We start from the raw sequence: 24,090 nt of genomic DNA on the forward strand, positions 1-24,090 counted from the left end.
CTTTAAATTTTTTGATCGACGCACAGTCCAACCAGCTCTTGCAGATTGGATATTATTTCAACCAGCTTCTCTGAAGGAATTTCGCGAATCACTTGATTCGTCTCATCCTCGATCAGCTTGACTATGATCTCACCGGATTTTTCATGAATTTTGAATTCAAAATGCGTGGCGCTGCCCTGCATCATGTCGTTGGCATCCCTCAGCACCTTTTCCATCAAGGCCTTTGCATTTTCCTTTGCCTCACTTTGACCCAAAGCGCCTTGCTTCTGATCTTCCGGCCATTTACCAAAATGCTGATCTATTCTGTCTTTAAGCTGTTCCAGTGGGATCCTCTGACCTTGCTTCTCAATAACTCTCAAGGACGGATTGGCATGATGGATCCGTTCGATTTTATAATCCAAGGGGCATGGCCTCCAATCTAAGGATTTCTGACCTTAAGTAATGCTTTCGCGGCCAGCGCGGCTGACTGATTTTCCTCCCGGACGGCCTCCAGGATCTCTTTTCTGTAAATTTTTACATCCTCGGGTGCATTTATTCCGAGCTTGACCTTGCCGTCCTCCGCTTCAAGGATTACAATTTCTATTTTGCCGTCAATGATCAGGGATTCTTCTTTTTTTCTAGCCAAGACCAACACTGGCGGCCACCCCCTCTCCCTTCAGAGGCACCCGCGTAGACCATTCAGGGCTGGTCAGAACAACCTGCGCGGCTTGTCTGCGCTTCAGACTGACGGCCACCGGTGCTGCAAGGTTCATGGTTGAAGCATCAAGGGGATCGCGTACAGTCACTATAGCCAGAACTTCGGCTTCTTCAGGGGAAGTAATTCCAATTTTTTCACAGACATCATCCGGCAGCTCCACTTCAAAGCCCTGAATCCAGAACCAGGGGCTCGTCACAATGAAACCCACGGCTTCATTCTCTTCGCAGATCATGCTGTAAAATGGCATGTCTTCAACCGGCTGCAGCTTATAATGCCTGCAGTCTTCAAACCCCGGCAGCCCTTCAGGAAAATAGAGTTCTCCCGGCAGCTCTGTTTGATTTATCAGTTCATCTGGCACTAATGTCATAAGGTCGTTCCTCCCGCTTCAACTTAGAGGTAATCGAGCAGCGTTGGCTGCAGTATTTTCGCGCCTGTTGAGAGAGATGCTTTATAGGCATTTTCCATCATGGCAAATTGCATGACTTTTTCCGCGAAGTCTATGTCCTCCGCCTTGGACAGGAGCTCAGTGAGGTTCAGGGCTTCTGAATCGTTCAGCGACAACATGGCTTCCAGACGGTTGGATGTCGCGCCATTTTTGGCGCGAATAGACAACACCGCTTCAATGTTCTCATCCAGCTGTTTAAGGATCTCTCCGCCAATGGCTTTTCGCTCTTCTGAAGTGCCATCCGAAAGGCCTGTTTTGAATTTTTCGAGCACATCAGACAGGCTGATCCGGGGGTCGTCAGACGCTTCAAAGATCTCATGGCCCGTTGTGTTGATCTGAATTTCCACGCCGGGGAGCACCTCGTGATGAATTCTTTCACTGTTTCCATTGTAAGTGATCCGGCCAGTGCTTTCGTTCGCCGCTAAGGGTGAATTCATGGTGTCCGTTCCACCAAATAAAAATCTGCCATCATATTTTGAATTTCCAATTTGCGCAAGGCTTTCGATCAGCTGGCCCACCTCAGTATCATAGGCCTTATACTCCGCCTCGCTGTTGGTGCCGTTGGCCGCAGCTATTGCCAGCTCCCTCAGCCTGTTTAGTGAAGCCCCTATTTCATTCAGCGCGCCGTCCGTGGTTTCCACCCAGCCGGACGCGTCCTCAATATTTCTCTTATACTGGGCGTTGCGCGCCACTTCGGTTTCGAGGGAGAGCGCCCGGGACACCATCACCGGATTGTCCGAAGGCCTTGAGAATGCCTTGCCCGTAGCGAGCTGATTCTGGGTTTTGTGCATTTGATTCAGGTTTCGGCGCAGATGAATCAGAAAATCTTCTCCCATCATCCTGTTTGTCACTCTCATGAACGTTCCTCCATTATCTGACCATGTTGATCAGGGTGTCGAGCATATTGGTCAAGGTTGTCATCACCCGAGCATTGGCCTGGTAGCCGTTTTGGAACTTCACCAGGGCACTGATTTCTTCGTCTATGGAAACCCCCATGACCGACTCCCGCCGCTGGTGGAGCTGATTAAGCAGCGAGGTTTCGTTCTCCGCCATAGTTCGGCTGTAAGCTGCATCGACCCCCAGTCCCGCGACGGTGGCGCGGTAGCGGGCATCTGAAGTGTCACCCGTCGCCGTCTCAAACCGCATGGTGTCCGGGTTAAAGTCAGACGCTTTGAGGCTGACATCCCGAAGGCTTGCAATTGCCAGCGCGCGGGAACCGTCACCATCGGGCCCAGTCCCAGCCTGAAGCTTGCCGGCGGCAATCAGCTCCGGGGCCCCTTTCAGGGTTGAATTCACCTGAATGGACGCGGCGGTGATGATTTCGTCTCCTTTACGACTGGTAAAGAAATCTGTGCCCGTTCCGCCATTGCTGTGCACGGTGTTGATCAAGGCGGCCATTCCGGAGGCCAGTGCATCTATTTTCTCTGTGTATTGGTCGAGCTCGGACAGCATGGACTGCAGTCCGGAGACTTTGCCTTCGCCGGCCTTTACAACAGTGAAGTCTGTCAGCGCTTCAGGTAGCGCGGCCTTTGAAGCCACGACCGTTCCGGGTCTCCAGGCACTCAGGTCACCGGCCTCCGCTTGAGGAACTTCAATAAACTGTATGTTATTTGAATCGCCGCTCTGGGCAATGCCAATTCTTTTCATGGTTATGACGCCGGTCTCACTGTCCGTGACATCTTCAACAGATTGTACGACGCTGAAGCGCGGGGCCGGGGATTGCTCCAGCATGGGCTGACTGTCTATGGTGATTTGAATGCCGCCATCGGCAAAATCCTCGGTGGAAAAGGTGAGATAGGACGATAGCTGATCCAGCAGCAAATCCCGCTGATCCAGCAAATCGTTTGGCACCATCTCGCGGTTCACGGCGGACTGAATCTGGGTGTCCACGGCGGACAGCTGCTCCAGCTTAGCGTTGATTTCAAAGGTGCTCTGGTTGACCTGAAAGAGGGTCTCGGCCTTCAGGCTGTCAAGCTGGGATGCCGTGTGGTTGAAGCGATCCGCCATGGTCGTGGACTGTTCCAGGACAATAGTCCTCGCCGTCACGCTCTCCGGTGTCTTGCTGAGCTCCTGCCAGGCGTTCCACATTTCCTGCATGGCGTCGCTGATGCCGGTGTCCGAGGGCTCGTTGAAAATAATTTCCAGCTGGTCATAGACATCGTTTTGGGCTTCAAAGCTGTTCAGGCGGGCGTTTTCCGTGCGTACCTGACGGTCCGTAAAGACATCCCGGATGCGGGTGACGCCATCTATCCGCACGCCGGTGCTGATTTCGCCAATCCCCGCCAAGTGCTGAGGCGTGTTGGTCACGAGGTTGACGCGTTTCCTGGAGTAGCCCTCTGTCTGGGCGTTCGAAATGTTGTTGGAGGTGGTGTTGACAGCGGACTGCATGGCCTGAAGGCCGCTGTTGGCTATATTCATGGTTCCGAAAATTCCAGACATGGCTGTACCTCATTTCAGAATGATCTTTGTTCTTTGGGGGATCCTTTGGTTCAGATGATGTCATGAAAGGTTATACGGATTGGTCGAGCCAGCCTGTCTTTGCACTTTGGCCATACTGAACTTCCCCGCTCCTCGCGTAGAGGCTGGTGCTCTGTGATGATTTTTGAGGCTTCAGCGCTTCTTTCAGGGCCCCAAGGTAGACCAGGGTTTGCCGGGCGAGCAGCGTGTTGGTCTCCTGGAGAGCTCTGATCTCTTGAACGGCGTCACGTATCCGCGTCTTCGCTTTCTCTTCCTGGGGAGGTTCAGACTTGTATTTTTCAAGAAGCCCGTTTAGAATCATGGTGGCTTCGGCTTTGGATCTGGCAATGGACTCCAGGGCTTCGCCGTTTTGTGTCATTAAAGCCCGCTGCTCCGTTTCCATGAGAGATTTCATGTCGTCGAGACAGTCAAGGAGGCTGTTCGTTAAAGGCTTCATGGCTTTTCTTTCCTTTCCTGAATGAGGCGCTCTGTCAAAGCCTCGGCCAGCTTGTCGACATTTGGTTTATAAGTACCTTGCTTCAACTGAGCCTTTATTTCCAAAGCTCTCTGGGAGATTTCCGCCTCGTCTGTGCCGTCTTTCATCAAGCTGGACAAAGCTTTAGCCGCGCCGGAAAGCTCCAGCTCATCCCGCTTTGGGGCAGTGCCTGCTGGCTTTGTCTCACGAGGCTTCACCTCTTGCTGCTGGTAGGTTTTCAGCGCGGATCGCTGCAGACTGGATGATTGTATTTTCACGATGATCCCTCCTCGGTTCGTCGTTCACTATTTTTCTCTATAGGTGACCTATCGTCTCAATCATAAAATAGTTAAGGGATATTTACAAATTTCTTCAGGAGGGGACAGGGACACGTGGTGCGGGACTGGGACACATGGTGCGGGACTGGGACAGACTGCACGACAACGGAAAACGGAGCGCTGTGCCAGGGGGTAGGTCTAATCGCCCCCCTGCACCGCGCTCCGTTTTTCTAAGAAAAGAAATCTGGCACCCTTTTCCCCCATGCCTTGCCCACAAGCTGCTTTTCGCCTATGCCGCGTCTTGATCTTTTCGCATTTTCTTTTCGCGTTTCTTAAAGAGTCCACCGACAGCCCTTGCGGCTGCGGCAATGCCCCCTAATGGTATTTTGATGCGCTTACGTTGAGGCTTTAAAGCTTTCTCAGCATAGTCACCAGAGGACCCGCGGCCTCGCTCCCGGTATGAAAGCTCAGCTTCATAGCCAGCCCCTGAATCAGCCTCCGCACTGTCGTCCTTCAGCACAAACCGCCCCACCGAAACTTTCAGCATTTCCGCCTGACTGGACAGTTCTTCACTGGCCGCCGCCGCTTCCTCTGAAGTTGCGGAATTCGTTTGTGTGACCTGCGACACTTGAGCAATCGCCCGGTTCACCTGATCAATCCCCACGGACTGTTCACCAGATGCCTCCGCAATTTCTCCCGCCAAACGGGCTGCCTTTGAAATCTCAGATTCTATTTTCTGCAGCGCTTTTGCCGTCTCTTCAGCCAAGCGACTGCCTGCATCCGCTTTTCGAATGGAACCTTCTATCATTTCCGCAGTTTCCTTGGCAGCTTCAGCGCTGCGGGCAGCGAGGCGCCTGACCTCATCCGCCACCACCGCGAAGCCCTTGCCGTGCTGCCCGGCCCTGGCGGCTTCCACCGCCGCGTTCAAAGCCAGAATATTGGTCTGGAAGGCTATGTCGTCTATGACTTTGATAATCTTCGAAATTTGTCCGGAGGCTTCATTGATCTCCGCCATGGAAGACAGCATGTCCTGCATGCGCTGATTGCCCTTTTGGACATCCAAGGCCGCCTGACTCGTGATGCTGCTGGCACCAGAAGCATTCGCGGCATTATGGCTGGTTTTGGCCGATAGTTCCTCAAGGGAAGCCGTGATTTGTTCCACGGCACTGGCTTGTTCAGTAGCCCCTTGTGAGAGAAGCTGGCTTGAATCCGCCATTTGGTGCGCACCGGAAGACACCTGGGCCGCCGCAATGTCTATCTCGCTCAAGACGTGACTGACCTTGTCTGCCATGTGGGCGAACGCCTCCGAAAGCCTGCCTATCTCATCTTTTGAAGTGGCGGCGAGGGTGATGTTGAGGTTGCCATCGGCCATTTGCTCTGAGGCTTTGAGGAGGTTATGAAGCGGGCGCTTGATGGCCCTGCTGATGGCGAGCCCCAACAGAATCGAAAGCGCCGCGGCACCCAAGGTGAACGCCAGCATCCAGAGGACAGACTTGCCCACCTCCGCAGTCACCGCCTTCTGATTGGCTTCGACCATCTGATCCATCAAAGCTATCGCGCTCTCAAAATTAACGTTGTTGACGTCGAGCGCTTGTCTCAGCATTTCTTCCTGAACCGAGAAGGACGTGCCCACTGAGCGCTCCATCCGGATCAAGAAGTCCAGAGTCATCTTCATGTTGGGCACAGCTTCCTCGTTATACACCGCCCAGGCCTGCGCCTCCCAGTTCGGGCCTTTTGCCAGCATAAGCTCGTTGATCCGCGCGCCCGCCTCATGGACCTTTTCGTGAGGCTCGGCAATGCCAATCATAAGCTGACGCAGCTGAGGACTGCGGGTCTCATAATGATCCAGCCACCCGCCTAACGCGCAGAGATTCGCGTCCAATTGCCCAACAAAGGTCTGGCCTTTCGAAAGGCTGTCTGACAGAGACCAGATCCAGCTGTAGTGGTCCTTCTGGCGTAGGGCGATCTCATACTGGACCATAGCCGGATCTTCCACCCCAAGGTTGTCAAGCTCTATGGATTTCCCAATAAACTTGTCATGGCCTGTCCACCATTCATTTATGAAAGGCTCTGCCTCTGTCCAAAGGGCTTTGACCTCTGCAGACATGGGCATGGCGACAAACCTGGCCCATTCTCTGGATAGGTTGTCCGTATGGGTCTGAATGTCCTTATAGATCGCTTGTTTCTGATCAAAGCTGAGCTTTGGTGACATCAGCAGGTTATCAAGGCCTGAAATCATAGCCATTTCCACATGAATCTGCATCAAGGACTCGACACTTGGCATCTTGTTGTCACTGAGATCCCTGATTCCCCAAAATCCTGCCAATCCCACCAGCCCTGCGATCAGCGCGACTGCGACAAAGCCCGCAATCAGCTTGGTCCCTATTTTCATCTCCGTCCGTTTCTTAAAAAAATTCACGAGTCCACCTCCCATTGTCAGCCGCCGCGTCGGACCAACCCAGCCCCGCGTCAGCTGCTTTACAGCCACAGCTTCCTAAAAGTCTTTTAGCACAGCTATACCACAATTCTCTGATAATGAATGGTCATGGCGTCCGACTCAAGATCCAGCACCACCGTCCGGCTCACCGTCCCCCTGAGTTCTTCGCCGCTTACCCTCAGACCATTCGCCCTCAAAATCTCGTGGATTTTCTCAATATTCCGGTCCCCAATTTTAAACGCATCCCGTTTCCGTACCGAATCCGCCCCGCCTACCATATGTATTTTCATGGTTTCAAGACGGCATCCATACTGCTGTCTCAGCCGTTTCATCAGCAGGGGCAGCCCCGTCGTCGCGTAATAGCCAGGTTTTTCCGGTGCCAGCTGCCCCTCGGGAGGCTCCGGCAGCGCTATGTGAACCATGGCCGCGACCTTTGGCGTCTGACTGAAAAACGTCACGGCCACGCAGGACGCCAGCGCATGTGTCACGAGCCGGTCTCCCGGCTGGTCAATAATCCCATAGTCACCAATGCCTATGATCATGTCCATGGGTCCTTCACCTCACCATTCTTGAGAGCGCGGCCGGCATCTGCGAAAGTGGCAGCTGCCGCTCCACAGCACCCACTTCAAAAGCCGCTTTGGGCATGCCATACACCACACTGGAAGCCTCGTCCTGGCCGATGGTGACCGCCCCCCGGCGACGCATCCCCAGCAGCCCCTTCGCCCCATCATACCCCATGCCCGTGAGAATCACACCCAGGGCCTGGGCCCCGCAGCTCTTCGCGACGGATTCAAACAGGACGTCTACCGACGGGCAGTGGCCATTGACCTTCTCCCCCTTGTAAACCTCTACCTTGAACCGCTCGCCCATCCGCTTCACAATCATGTGATGGTCCCCCGGCGCAATAATCACCTTACCAGGCGCCACCAGATCACCGGATTTTCCCTCCACCACTTCAAACTGCGTCTGAGCATTGAGCCGCTCCGCAAACAGTCTTGAAAAGCTCGGTGGTATATGCTGTACAATCACAATGCCCGGCATCTCGGGCGGCAGCTGCTTCAACAGCTGATAAATGGACTCCGTCCCGCCTGTGGAAGCCCCTATGGCGATCAGATTCAGATTGAAATTTGAATTCATGACCGTACTCATATCCGCAAGTGGCTTCAGCGGCTGGGCTGCCGCCGCCCCACGATCCGACCTGATGCCACGCTCTGAACAGTCCTGGCGTTCATCTCCGCCCATCCCCGACCCTCCAGCCCGGACCACCTTGGCTCTGGAAACCTCTTTCACCTTCTGAACCAGCGTCCGCATAAACACCTCTATACGGTCTCCGGACACGAGATCTGGTTTTGTCACAAAATCCACCGCTCCGGCGCTCAAGGCGTCGAACACCGCCCTGCCTACCGAGCTCACCACAATAATGGGCACTGGATGCTGAGGCAGGAGCTGCCGGACGAATTCAATACCGTCCATCTTTGGCATTTCAATATCACAGGTAATGACATCCGGCTGAAACCTTTCAATTTTATCCACCGCGTCGTAAGGGTTCTCCGCCCGCGCCACCACCTGAAGCTCAGGATCTGCAGAGAGACCCCTGGCCAGGAATTCCCTGAACACCGCGCTGTCGTCTATCACCAACACTTTTATTTTTCTATTCATAATGTCTGCTCCCGCTCTAAGGCAGCTTACGGTACACGGCCGGCCTTATGTATTTGAAACGCGTCGCGTCCCGGTTCAGGGACTCTGAGTGGCCAATGAACAAATACCCCCCCTCCTCGAGGAGGTCATAAAACTTCTCAACCAGGCGGTCCTTTGTCTTCTGATCAAAATAAATCATGACATTCCGGCAAAAAATGACGTGCATCTTCTGCCTGAACGGAAACACCTCTTCCATGAGGTTAAACCGCCTGAAAATCACTTCCTGCTTCAGGGCGTCACTCACCATGACACTCTGATCGTCCAGCTTTCTGAAGTATTTCAGCGCCCAGGCCCTGGGCAGCGGCGCGACACGTTCCTGACTGTAAATGCCTTGCCTCGCCACCTCCAGAGCTGCCTGGGAAATGTCTGTGGCCAGCACCGCCGTCTCCCAGGGCGGCTGAAACCCGCCAAAGTAATCCCTCAGGATCATGGCCAGGGTATAGGGCTCTTCCCCCGTTGAGCTTGCAGCGCACCAAACGCGCAGATCCCTGCTTTTTACGCTGGCTTTCAGAAAGGGCAGCACCGTCTCCCTGAAGTACTCAAAATGGTCCGGCTCCCGCATGAAAAACGTATGGTTCGTCGAAATCTTATCTATAAGCACGGCCACAGCTTTGCCCGTCGTATCCCTCATAAGGTAGTCATAATACTCGGAAAAAGACCCCATTCCCAGGTCACTCAACAGTTTATGAAGCCTTCCCGTCAACAGCGTATGCTTTTCCTTTTTCAACTGGATCCCGTAGTGCCTGTGGATGAAGCCAGCCAGCTTTTCAAATTCCGGTTCCGTAATCTGTATCACAAGCGATCACCCTCAATTGGCGAAAGGGGGAGACGGCACTGACCCCCTCCCCGCTCGCCGAATCAAAACAAAAACAATTTCTTTTTTTTTGCCGATGGTCTCAATCACCAAAACATCATGCCTAACCATTATCCCCGGCGCGCGCCAAATTCTTTAAGCGTACTTGCCAAATTCCTTTTCGCTGAGCACAATCTTTTTCGCCGTTGGAAGATCAGAAACCACGTGCTCCCTATCCTTGATCGCCTGCCTGTTCTGGGCCTTCATGGACTCTATTTTCCTCAGAACCTCTGGATTGTAGGCCTCACTGTGGGCCGCATGACTGGCGCCGCCCTGATTTCTCAGCTTGAACTTGGTGACCTGCTCCTTCAGCATTTCCGCCTGACTTGAGAGCTCCTCGCTGGCAGCCGCCGTCTCCTCAGACGTCGCGGAGGTCGTCTGAACGACGCTGGCAATCTGGGACACGCCTTGGTTGACCTGCTCGACACCCGTTGCCTGCTCGTTGGAGGCTACTGCAATATTGCCCACGAGCTCAGACACCTTCTCGACGCTGCCCACGATCTCCGCAAGGGCCATAGCCGTCTCATTCGCAATTTTCGTGCCGCCGGCAACCTTGTTTATGGAGCCCTCGATCAGGGAAGTTGTCTCTTTTGCAGCGTTGGCAGAGCGCGCCGCCAGGTTTCTCACCTCTTCGGCGACCACAGCGAAGCCCTTGCCGTGCTGACCTGCCCGGGCAGCCTCCACGGCGGCGTTGAGGGCGAGGATGTTCGTCTGGAACGCGATTTCGTCAATGACCTTGATGATCTTGGAAATGTTGTTGGACGCCTCGTTGATCTCATCCATGGACTTCAGCATATGCTGCATTTGGGTATTGCCCTGGACAGCGCTGACCTTGGTCAGGTCCGCCAGCTCGTTGGCTTGATTTGCGTTTTGAGCGTTCAGTCTCGTCTGGGCCGCGATCTCCTCAATGGAAGCCGTCAGCTGCTCAATAGAGCTGGCCTGCTCCGTCGCACCCTGGGACAGGGACATACTGGATTCTGATACCTGTCTGGAGCCGGAAGCCACCTGTTCAGAGGCTTCCTGGATATTGGACATGATTTCGTTCAGGTTGTCGGAAACCTCATTAAAGGAAGAGGCCAGGTCGCCTATGCTGTCCTTTGTGTAGACGGTGAGGGAGAAGTCGAGGTCACCATCGGCAAGTTTTTTGGCGGTGGCTGCCATGGTGTTGATGGACTTCTGGATAGTATTGTAGATGTAGGCGCATACGGCAAGCGCAACGAGGATCCCGGCAATTAGCATTGTGATGACCAAGAGGGTTGCGGATCTTGTTGTCGCTGCGTTCGACGCGGCTGTATCGTTGGCGATGGTCACTTTCTGAGTGTTAAGCTGCTGTATCTTCGCTTCAAGATCCTTGCGGATCATGTCACCTTCGCCCCGGTTCAGGCTTAAGGCTTCATTTACATTCCCCGCTTTTGACAGAGAAATTATCTTTTGCGCAATCGCGTCATATTTCACTTTATCTTGACGAATCGAATCGACGAGGGCATGACCCTCTTCCGTCATCAGCGTTGCTTCAATGAGTTCCAAATTATTATCGAAGTCCGTATTGCGCTGGTTTATAATCATTTCGTATTGAGAGATCTCAGCGGCAGAAGAGGACAGCATGACATCTTTGATGTTGCCTCTCATTCTCTGAAACGCATCAATGACATTGACCATTTGGCCAAGGGGTACAGTGGCTTTTTCATGCATTTCCTCGTTAAGGGATTCGATTTTAATTAAGTTCAATATACCAACAGCGCCAACTGTTACTGCAACAAGGATAATGATCAAATAACTGACAATCAGCCGCGTGCCAAGCTTTCGCCTTGAAAACCATTTCATATAAACATCCTCCGTTTATCCAATATTTGAGATGAGCTCTGATTCGTGATGGCTGAGCAGCGCGTCGCAGTCCAGCAGCATTTTCACATCGCTGCCCACTTTGCCTATGCGTTTAATGTAGCGGTTTGAGGTGCCGGCGCTCAGCATAGGCTGGTCCACAATGTCCTCGTCCGCAATATTGATGACCTCCGAAACCCGGTCCACAATGAGACCCACGGAGTTGTCGCCAATTTCCACGACAATGATGCAGGTACGCTCGTCGTAGTCCACAAAGGCTTTGCGAAAGCGCAGCCGCATGTCCATGACCGGGATGATCCTGCCCCGCAGGTTCATGATCCCTTTGATGTAATCCGGAAGCTCCGGCACTACGGTGATGGGGAGCAGGCCTATGATCTCAATGACGTGCTCAATGCCAATGCCGTAGGATTCCTCTCCGAGGATGAACGTCAGGTATTTGCCCTTCTGGGTATCTTCCTCGAGCTCTATTTCAGTAACTCTCTTCGCCATATGCGCGAACCTCCTGTTTCCGTTATCTGATTCTTAGTCCGGCGAGACCCCCAACGTCGAGGATCAGGCTGATGCTGCCGTCGCCCAGCAGGGTGCAGCCGGCGAGGCCCAAGATTTTTTTCATGGATTTGATATAGTTTGGCAGTGCCTTAACCACCACCTGCTGCTGACCCATCAGCTCGTCGGCGAAGAGACAGATTTCCTTGTGCTCGTCTTCGACCATGATGAGAATACCATCGGCTAAAACCGTCTCTGTGTTTTTGAGACCGAAGTGCTTATGCATGCGCAGGATGGGGTAGCTGCGGCCCCGGACCATGACCATCTCGTTGCCGTCCGGATCCGTGTGGCAGTCTTTTGAAGATGGCTTGAAGGACTCTTTGATGCTGGTGATGGGCAGAGTGAAGCGGGACGCGCCCACGCGGATGTTCATGCCCTCAATGATGGCTAAGGTCAGCGGAATTTTGAGGGTCATGGTGGTGCCGTGGCCCTCCTGGCTTTCTATGTGAACCGCGCCGCCCACCGCTTCGAGGTTCTTGGCGACGACGTCCATGCCCACGCCCCGGCCGGAGAATTCCGTGACCTGCTCTTTGGTGGAGAAGCCTGGTCTCAGGATGAGGCTGTAGATTTCGCGGTCGGACATGTCCTGCTCTGGCTTGGTCAGAAGACCGTTTTGCCGGGCCTTTTCCATTATTTTGGCTTTGTTCAAGCCCCGGCCGTCATCCTTCAGGACAATCAGGACGTCACTGCCGGCATTTTTCGCCTCGAGGCTGATACGTCCAACTTTGTCCTTGCCCCTTTCCAGCCGCTCCGCTTCGTCTTCTATGCCGTGGTCTATGGCGTTGCGGATCAGGTGCATGAGGGGGTCGGAGATGCGTTCAATGATGTTCTTGTCGACTTCCGTTTCCTCGCCGGCCAGGTCGAGCACCACCTGTTTGTCGAGCTTTTTCGACATGTCCCTGACAATGCGATGCATCTTCACAAAAGTGGTGGACAATGGGACCATGCGGATGGACATGACCATGTCCTGCAGGTCGCCGGTGATCTTGTGGAGCTGCCGGGCGGCCTTGTGGAAGTGGTCGGACTCAAGGGCCAGGACGTCCGGGCTCTGGGTGACCATGGCCTCAGCTATGACGAGCTCACCCACGAGGTTCATCAGGCCGTCGAGTTTGTCGACGCTGACACTGATCATGGTGGCGCTTTGGTTTTGGGTTTGGGATTGGGTTTGTTTTTGGTTTTGGGGTTGGCCCACCTTTTGGGCAGGGGCGCCAGTTGTCTGGTTGGGGACAGGGACAGACCGGGCGGCAACCTCAAGGTTTATGGCTGAGGCATTTTGTGGGGGGTGATTCATCTGGGGCTGATCCGACAATATCCGGTCTGTCCCTGTCCCCTCCTGAAGCTCCGCCTCTTTCGCCAGCAAGTCCCCCGGAGGCTTCAGCCAGTGGATGTCATCCTGGTGCATGCAGTGTGTTTCAAAATTGGGTTCCTCTGCGTAACCTAAAATTAGCTGCTCGAGAAATACCGTCTTTTCGAGACGGGCTTTCAAAGCCGCCATATCCGCTTTCGTACGGATAAAGAGCTCAAAGCCCTGCTTGCGGATCACCTCCGCCGCCTCAGCGGATTCAAGAAGCGCCTGAGGGCAGTGAAACAGCTCTTCCGCCAGCTCTGTCAGCTCATGGATCACACCATAGGCTCTGATATGTTCCATCCCGCAGTCTTCCTGAAAGTAGAGCTTGGCTTTGTAGGCATACAGACCTTCAGCCTCAGCGACTTCCCTTTCAACTGATGGCTCCTGCTCTGGCGCTGCTTCAAGGATTTCGTCTGTCGGCGTCTTCACTTCAGTATCTTGAACCTCAGTGTCTTGAGCCACAGTGTCCCGAGACACAGCGACCGTGCCCTTGCCCCCTGACCTGAGCTCTTCCAAAGCCGCTTCAAGCCTTTTCACCAACTGCCCAGGGTCGCCGTCCGGCGCGTCGTGATTTTTGATTTTGTTGACCTCAACCTTGATAAAATCCACACAGTCCAGCACCAGGTCTGACAAAGTCGAATGATCCACATTTTCAGGCTTATGCTCCCTGAGGAAGAAAAAGATATCCTCCATGGTGTGTGCAATCGTTGTGATGTTATGGAACATCATCATGGCCGAGGCGCCCTTTACCGTATGCATGCACCTGAAAATTTCATTCACTGCGTCTTCGCCAAAGGTTCCCTCCCGCTCACTGTGCATAATGGTCTGTTCCAACTGATCCAGGATCTGCACAGCTTCAAAAATGTAAACCTCCAGCATTGCTTCGTTTTCATATGTACCAGGCAAAAATGTCACCTCATTTTTTCGGTGTTTGATTAGCTTTGATTGTTTATTTGTCCACTTGGATATTTTCCACCCCAAAGCGTCCTAAAGTCCCAGCACCTTATTCAGGGTCTGCAGCACGTGATCTTCCTTAAACGGCTTGACAATAAAGGACTTCGCACCGCTGATGATGGAATCCTTGACCATGGTCTCCTGACCCATAGCCGAAACCATGACCACATTGGCATTCGCGTCAATTTTCTTGATTTGCCTAAGCGCGTCCAGCCCCGTCATTTCAGGCATGGTAATGTCCATGGTCACAATGTCCGGCTGGAGCTCCATGTATTTTTTCACACCCACAAGGCCATTTTCCGCCTCGCCTACGACTTCGAAATTATGCTTCTGAAGAATATTTTTAATCGCCATTCTCATAAAAGCCGCGTCATCGACAATCAACACTCTTTTCAATTCAAGTCCCTCCCCTTTCTACTTTTCCCATTATTCTTCAGGCGCTCATTTCCTCTGCCGCGACGTTGATGGACAGCGTCCCAAGGCCCTCAAGCTCGAGAGGCACCACAATAGTCGAAATCTTGTTTGACAGCTCAATCTTTTCTCCGGTGAGCAGCGACGGCGGTGTGATGTCAATGTTGACGGACTGGTTCGCGAATAACGTGCTCGTGTTGCCCATGATCATGTTGCCCATCTCGGACACCGCGCTGCGGCTGAGCTCGTCGAATTCGTCCACAGGCATCCCGCCCATCATGATGGAGGCAATGCTTTTGGCAGAGTCCACGGACAGCTCAAACCACACCTGCCCCTTGATCTTTCCAATGACGCCAATCATGATGATGACCTGGTTGACCGAATACGGCGAGTTTCTCAAGTGAACCTTCCCCAGCTTCGCCTCAACGCCGCACAGCATCTGCATGACGGATTTCGCCGCTTCAATAAACGTATTGATGTATTCAACTTTCATAATGCACCTCCCTCATAATGCCGTTCTTTATGCTTATCGTCGAAGATTTCCAATTGTTAATGCTCTTTTTAAAAAATCAGATGAATATTTTACCTACTCTTTTCATTTTTCAGAGCTGAAAACTCAGAGATTCATTCGCGGCTCGTCGACTATCCAGAGAGCAAAAAAAAAACAGAGTCCACATTCAGACTCTGTCTTCTTATATTCAGTTATTCATTTCAATCATCTACTTCAAGCTGTCCACCCGCTGCTCCCTGCTGAGAATCTGGGTGATCCGGATGCCAAAATTCTCACCTATGACCACGACTTCACCCTGGGCTACCAGCTTCCCATTGACGTGTATTTCCAGCGGCTCGTCCGCCAGCTTGTTCAGCTCCACCACCGACCCCGTCCCCAGGGAAAGGACATCTTTGATCGTCTTCTTCGTCTTCCCTAAAACCACGCTGAGCTCGAGGGGCACGTCCATGATCAGGTCCAGATTTTTTTGCTGTGGCGCTTTACTCGACTCTTTAATTGGCGCAAACATAGGCTTTTGAACCTCCACTTCTGGCAGCGGCGCTGAAGTTGCCTGGGACGCAGTGAAAGGTGCCGCTGAGGTCTTTGTCGGTGCTACGGCGGGTTGGGGCTTTTCCTCGACCATCGGCAATCTCTCTGGCACTGGCACTGCATTAGTGCTCAGGTCCTCCTCTGACGCCTCCGGATTGTACTTTTTATGCAGTCCAGCCACAATGGCCTCCGCATGTGCCCCGGCGTAGAGGTGCCAAAGCGCGCCAAGCGCCTGGCCGTTTATGCCGATGGTCGCCGTCATCACACATACCGGCTTTTCCATAAAATGCTTCGCAAGCCGCTTCCCCGCGTCCCCTTCCCATATCGACGTCTCCGCCGTAAATGGCTCAACGGTCAGGCCCGTCATCTCGGAAAGGGCCTCGAACAAGTACCCGGCCGTATAATTGACGCCTTCCGTCAGAGCCGCAAGGGTCGCGGTTGACAGCCCCGCCAATGCTTCTGACGCGGCCCAGTCCCCAACCGGATCGCCGCCTGAGACAATCGACGCAATCGCCGCTGCAGCCTCAGGTTCAAGGGCTATCAGCGTGTCGCCAATCACATCACCTTTAATTTGCATGGCGGCCACTGCCATGGGCGTGGCGAAACGTGCCGCCATAGCCTCAAAAGTCAGCGCCTCCACCGTGGGCGCAGAAATCGTGACCTTCTGCTTCAAAAACTTTGAGAGGGCATCCGAGGCCGCTGACAGGGTGACATTGCCAACCTCTGAAAGAATGTCGAGGTCTTCTGGCATCATCAGTGTCTCTTCTTTTCCGTTCAGTTCCCCATTTTTCCGCAGGAGCGAATCCAGTTCAGCTTGAGAAATAAAATTGTCCATCATTATTCAACGTCCTCTTCCACATAGTCTAAGATCTGTACCCCCAGCTTGCCCTCAAGATCCCCGGGCTGCACGAAGTAGTGCAGCCGGTCCTCAACGAACAGCTTCAGCGGCGTGTCGGTTTTCGCATCCAGCCGTACCACGTCCCCCAGCTCCAGATGTATAAAATCATCTACCGTGATCCAGGTTCTGCCTAACTCCACGGTCATGTCTACTCCGGCGGTCAACAGACGTTCGGAGATCTGCGCCCGGAACTGCGTGTTGTCAATGCCTTTGTCCACCTCAAACCAGCTCCGGATGCTGAGTTTGTCCGTGATCTGCTCAAAGGAGGTGTAAGGGATACACAGATTGATCAAACTTTTAACGGCGAACAGTTCGACACTGAAACTGACCAGGACCACGGGCTCGTTCGGCGTGATGGACTGCACCATCTGAGGGTTGGTCTCCAGCGAATCCAGCTCCGTCTCAATCTCAACAATGTCATCCCAGGCCGTCTGAAAGGGCTTGAGAAGACTGAGCACCAAATCTTCCAAAATACCCAGCTCAATATCCGTAAATTTGTCTTTCTTTGTGACGCCCTTTCCCTTGGTCGCCGCGCCGCCGCACACCCGCTCAATGACCTGGGTAGCGAACTGCGGATTGATTTCAAGGACCTGTGTTCCGTTGAGAGGCCTTGAGCGATAAACACCCAGCAATGTTGGATTAGGTATGGAATTGATGAATTCCTCGTAACTGATCTGCTCAATCATCTCAACCGTCATCAGGACCGTCGCGTTGACCAGCGAGCTCAGCTGGCTTGACGACAGCTTCGCGAAATTCTCAAAGACCATGTAGAGCGTATTGATATATTCCTTGGACAGCTTGATGGGTCTGCGAAAATCATAGGCCTTGACCTTATTGCGCTCCTCGTCCTCACCCACCGAGCTGGCGTCTATTTCACCCGTCTGCAGCGCATTCAGCAGCGCGTCAATTTCCTCCTGCGACAGTATCTCTTTCAATTTATCCCCTCAAATCATAAAAAATCTTGATGTTTGGCAGTTCGAAGGTTCTCCGGACTCTACTGGATTACGACTTTCACGGCACTGACCTGTACCGGATAACTCTCCCGGATGGCAGGCAGAATAGTGACTTCGACTTCAGCGCCAGCCGTCAATGCCGCCTGTGAAAGCGCCCGACCTTCTGAATCCAAAATTTCTGCTTCAGGCATTAAATCCACCCAGGCCACTTCAAAGAGATTACTGCCGATGGTCTCCACCAAAAATCGATTGCCTTCTACAGACGCAATGACGCCTTCAAATACCAAGGTCGATTCGGACGCCATTAGCGTCAGCCACGCGTCTCTGACAAACTGCTGCTGATTTTCAGAGGAGATCAAAGCCTTAAGATCATCCTTTTGATCACCGTAGCTGCCAAACTGGGCGTGATTGCCGCCCTCCACCATAACCACTCTGGTGTGGAGCGGCAAGAGCGCCTCCCACTTAGAAATCTCCTTGACGCTGACCAGGCCATCCCGCGTGCCAAAGAACGCCAGCACCTCGCCGCTATAGTCATTTAAGGGCTTGCTTTCCTGAGGATAGGCCGCAAGCAGGATCAGCGCGTCGACAAGCTCCGGATTTTCATAGACGAAGTCCGCTGCCATGGCGCCGCCAAGAGAATGTCCCCCAAGCCACCAGGTGCTGATTTCAGGGTGCGCCTCAATAATCTCTGCTGCGGCGTTCGCGTCAAACACAGCTAAATTGAATGGCATTTCAGGCAGAAATACATCTACGCCGTGATCCAGCAGCGGCAGGAGCAGTGGCCCATAAGCCTGTGCCTGTACCTTGCCCCCCTGGTAGAAAATCAGGCCAGTGCCTGAGGGAGAGGCGGGATGCCAGTGGATGTGACCATCCGCAGTACTTTTAAACTGGTCGTACTGAGCGTTAAACGCCAGAGCCTCCGGTGTGGGGCCGGCGCTGTCAAAGAGATAAAGACCCGCCGCTGCTGCCGCAATCACCAGGACAGCCGCAACAGCCAGTAAAATGCGTTTTTTCATGCGTCCTCTCAGCATTTGCCCGCCTCCCATTATCCCGATTCTTATATTCCCAACTCAAGTCTTACAACGTGAAAGCCTCGTTATCCTTATCCTTACATCATGCGAATCGCGAAGTGCGGGCACGCGGAGATGCAGTAGCCGCACTGAATGCATTTGTCCGGATCGATCCAGGCCTTGCCGTCGTCGCCATAGGAGATCGCATCACTGTGGCAGGCGTCAAAGCAGGTACCGCAGGACTTGCACACTATTCCAAAAACGAAGATATTTTTTTGGACCAGCTCGAGCGGCACCTCTTTGTAGCTCGGATCATTCTTAAAATATCTTAAGTTGTACTCAACCTCATCCATACGGATCATGCCCAGGGCCAGCGGAAATTCCCCAAGGCCTCGGGCGTAGGTGATGCTCTTTTCAAATTCCGCGGACAGCGTGCCGCCGCCCAGGATCTTCATGAGGTAGACGCCTTTGCCCTTTTCGCCGCAGAGCTTGATCGCCGCTTCCATCTCTTCCTGGGTGCCGTTGTAAATGCCGCGACCCGCAACGTTGATCAGCGCAAAGACCACATCTATGTCCGCCCTGTGGGCAGCCGCCTCGACGACCTTTGGGTTGTGGGTGGAAATGCCCACGGCACGGATAACGCCCTTTTTCTTATAATCCTGAAGACACTGGAGCGCCCCGCTTCTGAGGTCAAAGACGTCCGTCTCGACCTTTGCGGCGTGGAGGTGGAAAATATCGATCACGCTGACGCCCATGGCTTCCAGGGCCTCCTGGACGGCTGCCTCCATGCCCTCATAGGTCGCTTCGTGGGATTTTGACGCTATGACAGGGATCTTGTCCACTTTTTCAAGGGCTCTTTTGATATGGGGATAAGTGCCGTACATTTGGGCGGTATCTATAAAGTCCACCCCTTGCCTGAGCGCCTCCGCTATAACCTCTGAGGCTTCCTCCACCGGCACATTTTTCTGAAGGGGACCAATAGGCAAAATGCCAAGGCACAGCTCGCCAACCTCAATGCCGCTGTCTCCGAGCTTCATGCGCTTTATGCCCTCCATCTCATGCATCGCGTTCATTTCGCTGCTGTCTTTCATCCAAATGACGCCTCCTTTGATGTCTATCGTCTAAAACCACAAATAGTTAAATTATTAATTGTCTCAGCCTTTACATTTCTCAATCTCCTGCCGGCATTTCGCCGCGAAAAGCACACTGTCAAGGGAGATGGCCACATACTTGAAGCCCTGCTCAATTCTCATTCTGGCCGTGTCGCCATCCCCGGCAATGGTGCCGCAAATCTTGCCATGGCGCTTGGTAATCTCAAGGGCCTTTTGGACCGCCGCCTCCACCCGCTCGTGGGTGACCTGGCCGGTGAGTCCCAGGGACTGGGACATGTCGTAAGGCCCCACAAAAATGACGTCAATCTCCGGTATTTTGCAGATCTCCTCCAGGTTGTCAAGGCCTTCAATGTTTTCACAGTGCACCACGATCAGCGTTTCCTCGTTCGCCTGGCTGAAATACTGCTCAGGGGCCGTCATTCCGTAGTCAGAAGACCGCATGAACGCCACGCCCCGTCGCCCAACGGGGTAATACTTGGCGTGCCGGACAAGCGCAGCCGCCGCTTTCGCGGAATTGACCTGAGGTACTTGAAGCCCGTGGGCCCCAATGTCCAGGAAATGAAGGACCGAACTCTCCAGGGTATTGGGAATCCTGACAATAGGCGTGAGGCCTCTGCGCTCCGCCGCCCGGATCAGGGTTAGGGCGCTTTCCGGCCCCATAGGCCCGTGCTCGCAGTCTATGATGGCGAAGTCGAAGCCCGCAAGCCCCAGAATTTCGATCACGTCCGGCGAATTCATGACGGCGAAGATGCCCACTGCAGCCTTGCCTTGACTCAGCTTTTCCTTCAGCGTGTTGTGGAACATGGATGAGTGCCCCCTCATGGTCGTTTGTGGTGGTGCTGAACGAAATGGTGAAAATGATCGCAAAAGTGACAGTGACAATGATTATGCCGATGGTCACACAAGCCCCACCGCATCACCCCATCAAAGTTTCTGTTCACCCTGAGCCATGCCCAGACCTATGTCCTCTGCCACTGTCTTCATGCCCTCCAAGGTATGCTTGATCACGTCATCCAGGGACCACCCCATCATGACCGCCCCCTGGTCGATCACCTCTCTGGAAACCCCCGCCGCGAAGCTTGGCGTCTTATATTTCTTTTTAACGGATTTGACCTCCATGTCCAAAACGCTCTTTGACGGCCGCATCAGCGCCGTCGCGTGAATCAGACCCGTCAGCTCATCTATGGTGAACAGCACCTTTTCCATGGTGTGCTCTGGCTCAATGTCAACACACTGGCCGTAGCCGTGGCTGGCCGTCGCGCGGATCAGCCGCTCGTCAAAGCCGCGCGCCCGCATAATTTCCTGGGACTTGACGCAGTGTTCTTCAGGATACTTTTCAAAATCCAGGTCGTGGAGTAGACCCACGATCCCCCAGAAGTCCTCTTCCGGCTCACTTAAGTGCTTCGCGAAATATCGCATGACCCCTTCCACCGCCAGCGCGTGCTTTTGGAGATAGGCGTCCTGATTGAATTCTGAAAGAAGTGCCCAGGCTTCTTCCCGGGTTGGCATATGAGACATGTATAGTTCCTCCTTGAATGCATTTTACTTATATTTTAGCATACCCATCCCAGACGTGGTGAGTGAAATGCGCGGTTCTTACACTAAAGTTAGGAAAAAGAACCTGCGGCTGCGTCTACCGGCCTATTTTCTACGCAGCGCTCTTATTATCCCGTTATCCCCCCAAAAAACAAAAGAGAAAGCGGCCAATGGTCTTAAGCCACAAAGCCGTCTTTCTCCTGTTCAAATCTGCACATTACTCACATCGATCCCTGGGAGCCCCGGCTGTCTCTGACTGCAATTGACGCCATCAGCCGGTCTTTTTAGCCTTTTACAAAATCACATTCTCAAAAAAATCCGCTTCATGGGAAATTTCAAATCTGATTTTGGAATTCTCCTGCAGCGCATCCGTAAAGACCGAGATCAGCTGAACGCCATAGGACCCAAGGCTTTGATAAAGCGCCTCGCTGTTGATCAGCCTCACATAGAGCGGATCGCTCCAAGTGCTGAGAAGATCCCAAAGCGCATCCAGGTTGTTGCCGTAATAATCCGGGAAGTTGAATTGCTGCTTCAAATGAGCATGGGCCTCTTCTTTGGTCGTCATTTGCGCGCCATCCAGGATGACAAATTGAACCTCTTCATCAGCATACATCCGGCTATTCTCGCTCCTCTCAATAAAACTGAATAAAGCTCTCATAATGATCCTCAGTGTAGTAAATCAAGCCGTCGTTTGAAAAGACCAGCCGCTCCGCGCCCCGGTAGCCGCCCTCATAATTGACATCACATTCAAACCACTTACGGCCATCCTTGTCCGGCAAGCGGCCCTCCCTGTTTCCAAAGTAGTCGCCGCCTATACTCATTTCATCCGTGACTTCCCACAGATTGCCCTTATTGCTCTCCCAGCCAAGGTCACCTGCGTCGCGCTTCGTGATAAAATTTTCCGGCAGCTCGCCGTAGAGATGGAGATACGCCGCCACTTCCTCTGGCGCCGTGTACCGTCCGCCCTCCTCGACATAGCTTTCCGCCTCTGCCAGAAGCGCCTCAAGCGGCGACAGTTCTACCGGCGGCGCACTGCTTTCCGACCCGGCTGACTCTCCTGACTCAGCCCCAGTGGGCTGTTCTGCCGCAGGCTTATCCTGAGCCCCAGGCTCAGCCACCTCAACGGCGACCCCGCAGCCTGACAGACTTAACGCCAAAGCCAAAATCATCATTAACAGAGCCAGACCAGGCCAACGCTTCTTCGACTTGCCCTTAATTTGCGCGTTCAGCACCTTCACCCCCGTTTCTCAATAAGGCCTTAGAACCCCAGCTCTTCACCTACGATCAATACGGTCATATCCGTCAGGGACGGCTTTTTATTCAAGATGGTCGTCACATTGCAGATTCTGGTCGGACTGCTGCAATCCGTGCAGACCCCTGTCTTTACACATGGATTTGGCCGGTTCAGCCGCTTGTTGTTCAGCGGTGCCGCTATAGTCCTGATTCTGAATTCAGCCGCGTCTAAATTGTCTACCAGCTTGTTGACACCCGCGACCACAATAACCTTTTTAGGACCAAAGATCATAGCCGCCACACGGTTTCCAACACCGTCACGGTTGACAATTTCACCCTTCAACGTAATGGCGTTGGCGCTGGTCAGGAAAACGTCACAGGACAGCTGCCCGTGTCTGTAAGCCGCACTTTGCTCTGGCGTGATCCCCGGCTCATTGTGCCATAGCACCTTGTTGCCCCGGTCTCTCAGCAGCTCTGCCAGCCCCAGGGATTCAATGGTCTTTGAGCCGCCAATCCCTACGGTGGCGTCTTCAGGAATCATGCTCAGGACCTGTCTCACGGCCTCGTGACCGCCTGAGACATATTCGGCCTCGAATCGGTTTACCTTCAGCGCTGCCACGGCCTCAGCCCCCAGCACTTCAGGTGTTTTGGTTATCATTTCGATCATGTCAAATCCCTCCTCGCGGTCTCAGTTCTCAGCGCTCAAGCTCACGCCTTCTGCAAAAAGCTCTGAACGCTTGATGTCATTGTTATCAGCATACAACGGAATATAATGCCCGACAAGCTTTTGATACCCAGAATCCCGCAGGTCAAAGCCGCTTAAATATAATCCTTAACATTGCACTTGTCCCGAATCACACCGCGAATCAGCGGTCTTTTACAGGTCATCAGAATCATGATTCCCGGGCCGTGACCCATCTTCACACAGTCGCTGTGCACCACGACCCCTATACTCACCGAGCCCTTCAAATAGGCTCTGCCAAAGGTGTTGTCGCAGTCCTGCAGCATGACGAAGTCCCCAAATCTAAGCGTATCAATCCCCAGGGTGCCAATAGTCTCCGCATCCTGCGTCATGATGTCATAGTCCCCCGTGTATGCATGGACAGATCCAATCCCCGACCCCATCAAATGCGCCGGCACTATGGCTGCTACCGGGAATTCGATCACGCCACCATCGGCCTTCAGATCCATGCGCTCGAGGAGCCCCGGATCCATGTTCATAACGGTGACCTCCGGAAAATCCAGGAGCTTCAGCCCCTGTCCACAGCCCTTAATCTGAATTTTGTCATCTATGGCAAGCTTCTCCATAGTCTCCTCGGAAAACTCGACAATCACGTGCTCAATACCGCCATGAGCCCCCAGAACATAGCCTGTTTCACCCTTTGCGTCCCCGGTCATGACCTTGGCCTGATTGCCCAGGCAGGACAGCACCATGAGCGCGTCATTTTCCGCGGTGATTTCATTGCGGATTGAGACACTCGGTTCAATATGGTCCCCCGCCAGCCCAAAGGCCGGGTCGCCCACATGAAGCCCATAGGTAATAGACCCCGTCGACGGCAAAATCATAGCCTCCCCATGCTGGTTCACCCTAAAGGTCTTCGAATTGATTGGATGATGGATCTTTCCCATGACCGCCTGCGCGACCACGTTCTTTTGGTTCGTTTTCAGCATTTTGACAGCTCCTTTTTTGTTATTGGTTGAGGAAATGGTACCAGATACCTTATCTCCGCCGTTCCTTTACCCCGCTTTTATTTACCCAAATAAAGTGAAAAAACGACCATCGGCAAAATTTTTAGGCCCTTAAAGCCCAAAACTCAGCCGATGGTCATTTTCCATCCATTCATCAATATTTCAGCTTTGTCAAAATC

Annotated in this window: 26 protein-coding genes; all 26 read right to left on the minus strand. The window is 53.2% G+C overall.

Annotated features, from left to right (window positions below):
• Nucleotides 1-2: 2 nt before the first annotated feature.
• A complete protein-coding gene (locus BLP63_RS04780) occupies nucleotides 3-401 on the minus strand; it encodes a flagellar protein FlaG (protein WP_242870794.1) in 399 nt (132 codons plus the stop codon).
• A gap of 17 nt (nucleotides 402-418) precedes the next feature.
• On the minus strand, nucleotides 419-634 hold the full coding sequence (gene csrA, locus BLP63_RS04785) for a carbon storage regulator CsrA (protein WP_092589750.1): 216 nt from the start codon (nucleotides 632-634) through the stop codon (nucleotides 419-421).
• Nucleotides 618-1,064, minus strand: coding sequence for a flagellar assembly protein FliW (gene fliW / locus BLP63_RS04790; protein ID WP_092589751.1), 447 nt, complete (start codon nucleotides 1,062-1,064; stop codon nucleotides 618-620). The genes csrA and fliW overlap by 17 nt, the downstream gene beginning before the upstream one ends.
• Before the next feature lie 23 nt (nucleotides 1,065-1,087).
• Nucleotides 1,088-1,999: a flagellar hook-associated protein FlgL gene (gene flgL / locus BLP63_RS04795; protein WP_092589752.1), complete on the minus strand. Its 912-nt coding sequence runs from the start codon at nucleotides 1,997-1,999 to the stop codon at nucleotides 1,088-1,090.
• A 13-nt stretch (nucleotides 2,000-2,012) separates the two neighbouring features.
• Nucleotides 2,013-3,581, minus strand: coding sequence for a flagellar hook-associated protein FlgK (flgK, locus tag BLP63_RS04800; protein ID WP_092589753.1), 1,569 nt, complete (start codon nucleotides 3,579-3,581; stop codon nucleotides 2,013-2,015).
• 70 nt (nucleotides 3,582-3,651) lie between these two features.
• Entirely contained in the window at nucleotides 3,652-4,056 is a 405-nt protein-coding gene (locus BLP63_RS04805; RefSeq protein WP_092589754.1) for a hypothetical protein, read from the minus strand.
• A complete protein-coding gene (locus BLP63_RS04810; RefSeq protein WP_092589755.1) occupies nucleotides 4,053-4,352 on the minus strand; it encodes a flagellar biosynthesis anti-sigma factor FlgM in 300 nt (99 codons plus the stop codon). The genes BLP63_RS04805 and BLP63_RS04810 overlap by 4 nt, the downstream gene beginning before the upstream one ends.
• A gap of 289 nt (nucleotides 4,353-4,641) precedes the next feature.
• On the minus strand, nucleotides 4,642-6,771 hold the full coding sequence (locus BLP63_RS04815; RefSeq protein ID WP_170829293.1) for a methyl-accepting chemotaxis protein: 2,130 nt from the start codon (nucleotides 6,769-6,771) through the stop codon (nucleotides 4,642-4,644).
• A 95-nt stretch (nucleotides 6,772-6,866) separates the two neighbouring features.
• Nucleotides 6,867-7,337: a chemotaxis protein CheD gene (locus BLP63_RS04820; protein ID WP_092589757.1), complete on the minus strand. Its 471-nt coding sequence runs from the start codon at nucleotides 7,335-7,337 to the stop codon at nucleotides 6,867-6,869.
• Between the two features lie 7 nt (nucleotides 7,338-7,344).
• Nucleotides 7,345-8,448: a protein-glutamate methylesterase/protein-glutamine glutaminase gene (locus BLP63_RS04825; protein ID WP_092589758.1), complete on the minus strand. Its 1,104-nt coding sequence runs from the start codon at nucleotides 8,446-8,448 to the stop codon at nucleotides 7,345-7,347.
• A 16-nt stretch (nucleotides 8,449-8,464) separates the two neighbouring features.
• Nucleotides 8,465-9,283 (minus strand): CheR family methyltransferase, encoded by an 819-nt coding sequence (locus BLP63_RS04830; protein ID WP_092589759.1) that lies wholly within the window; start codon nucleotides 9,281-9,283, stop codon nucleotides 8,465-8,467.
• Between the two features lie 153 nt (nucleotides 9,284-9,436).
• Nucleotides 9,437-11,164 carry a methyl-accepting chemotaxis protein gene (locus tag BLP63_RS04835; protein ID WP_092589760.1) on the minus strand — a complete coding sequence of 576 codons (1,728 nt, stop codon included), beginning with the start codon at nucleotides 11,162-11,164 and terminating at the stop codon, nucleotides 9,437-9,439.
• 15 nt (nucleotides 11,165-11,179) lie between these two features.
• Nucleotides 11,180-11,671, minus strand: coding sequence for a chemotaxis protein CheW (locus BLP63_RS04840; RefSeq protein WP_092589761.1), 492 nt, complete (start codon nucleotides 11,669-11,671; stop codon nucleotides 11,180-11,182).
• A 22-nt stretch (nucleotides 11,672-11,693) separates the two neighbouring features.
• Nucleotides 11,694-13,982 carry a chemotaxis protein CheA gene (locus tag BLP63_RS04845; RefSeq protein ID WP_330387089.1) on the minus strand — a complete coding sequence of 763 codons (2,289 nt, stop codon included), beginning with the start codon at nucleotides 13,980-13,982 and terminating at the stop codon, nucleotides 11,694-11,696.
• 81 nt (nucleotides 13,983-14,063) lie between these two features.
• Entirely contained in the window at nucleotides 14,064-14,417 is a 354-nt protein-coding gene (locus tag BLP63_RS04850; protein ID WP_456297593.1) for a response regulator, read from the minus strand.
• Between the two features lie 46 nt (nucleotides 14,418-14,463).
• On the minus strand, nucleotides 14,464-14,934 hold the full coding sequence (locus tag BLP63_RS04855) for a chemotaxis protein CheX (RefSeq protein ID WP_092589763.1): 471 nt from the start codon (nucleotides 14,932-14,934) through the stop codon (nucleotides 14,464-14,466).
• A gap of 226 nt (nucleotides 14,935-15,160) precedes the next feature.
• Nucleotides 15,161-16,318, minus strand: coding sequence for a flagellar motor switch phosphatase FliY (gene fliY / locus BLP63_RS04860; protein ID WP_092589764.1), 1,158 nt, complete (start codon nucleotides 16,316-16,318; stop codon nucleotides 15,161-15,163).
• A complete protein-coding gene (fliM, locus tag BLP63_RS04865; protein WP_092589765.1) occupies nucleotides 16,318-17,313 on the minus strand; it encodes a flagellar motor switch protein FliM in 996 nt (331 codons plus the stop codon). The genes fliY and fliM overlap by 1 nt, the downstream gene beginning before the upstream one ends.
• Before the next feature lie 59 nt (nucleotides 17,314-17,372).
• A complete protein-coding gene (locus tag BLP63_RS04870; RefSeq protein WP_170829294.1) occupies nucleotides 17,373-18,362 on the minus strand; it encodes an alpha/beta hydrolase in 990 nt (329 codons plus the stop codon).
• A 77-nt stretch (nucleotides 18,363-18,439) separates the two neighbouring features.
• Complete coding sequence (locus BLP63_RS04875; protein WP_207646408.1) at nucleotides 18,440-19,432, minus strand: aldo/keto reductase; 993 nt, start codon at nucleotides 19,430-19,432, stop codon at nucleotides 18,440-18,442.
• A 63-nt stretch (nucleotides 19,433-19,495) separates the two neighbouring features.
• Nucleotides 19,496-20,257, minus strand: coding sequence for an HpcH/HpaI aldolase family protein (locus BLP63_RS04880; RefSeq protein WP_092589767.1), 762 nt, complete (start codon nucleotides 20,255-20,257; stop codon nucleotides 19,496-19,498).
• 120 nt (nucleotides 20,258-20,377) lie between these two features.
• The gene (locus BLP63_RS04885) at nucleotides 20,378-20,971 is read right to left on the minus strand and encodes a hydrolase (protein ID WP_092589768.1); all 594 of its coding nucleotides are present in this window, start codon (nucleotides 20,969-20,971) and stop codon (nucleotides 20,378-20,380) included.
• Between the two features lie 310 nt (nucleotides 20,972-21,281).
• Nucleotides 21,282-21,602, minus strand: coding sequence for a barstar family protein (locus tag BLP63_RS04890; protein WP_207646409.1), 321 nt, complete (start codon nucleotides 21,600-21,602; stop codon nucleotides 21,282-21,284).
• 19 nt (nucleotides 21,603-21,621) lie between these two features.
• Nucleotides 21,622-22,221 carry a ribonuclease domain-containing protein gene (locus BLP63_RS04895; protein WP_242870795.1) on the minus strand — a complete coding sequence of 200 codons (600 nt, stop codon included), beginning with the start codon at nucleotides 22,219-22,221 and terminating at the stop codon, nucleotides 21,622-21,624.
• Between the two features lie 26 nt (nucleotides 22,222-22,247).
• Entirely contained in the window at nucleotides 22,248-22,889 is a 642-nt protein-coding gene (locus BLP63_RS04900) for a lactate utilization protein (protein WP_092589769.1), read from the minus strand.
• Nucleotides 22,890-23,041: 152 nt separating this feature from the next.
• Nucleotides 23,042-23,893: a DUF4438 domain-containing protein gene (locus tag BLP63_RS04905; RefSeq protein WP_092589770.1), complete on the minus strand. Its 852-nt coding sequence runs from the start codon at nucleotides 23,891-23,893 to the stop codon at nucleotides 23,042-23,044.
• Nucleotides 23,894-24,090 lie beyond the last annotated feature (197 nt).

The organism is Acidaminobacter hydrogenoformans DSM 2784 (assembly GCF_900103005.1).
Lineage (GTDB): Bacteria > Bacillota > Clostridia > Peptostreptococcales > Acidaminobacteraceae > Acidaminobacter > Acidaminobacter hydrogenoformans.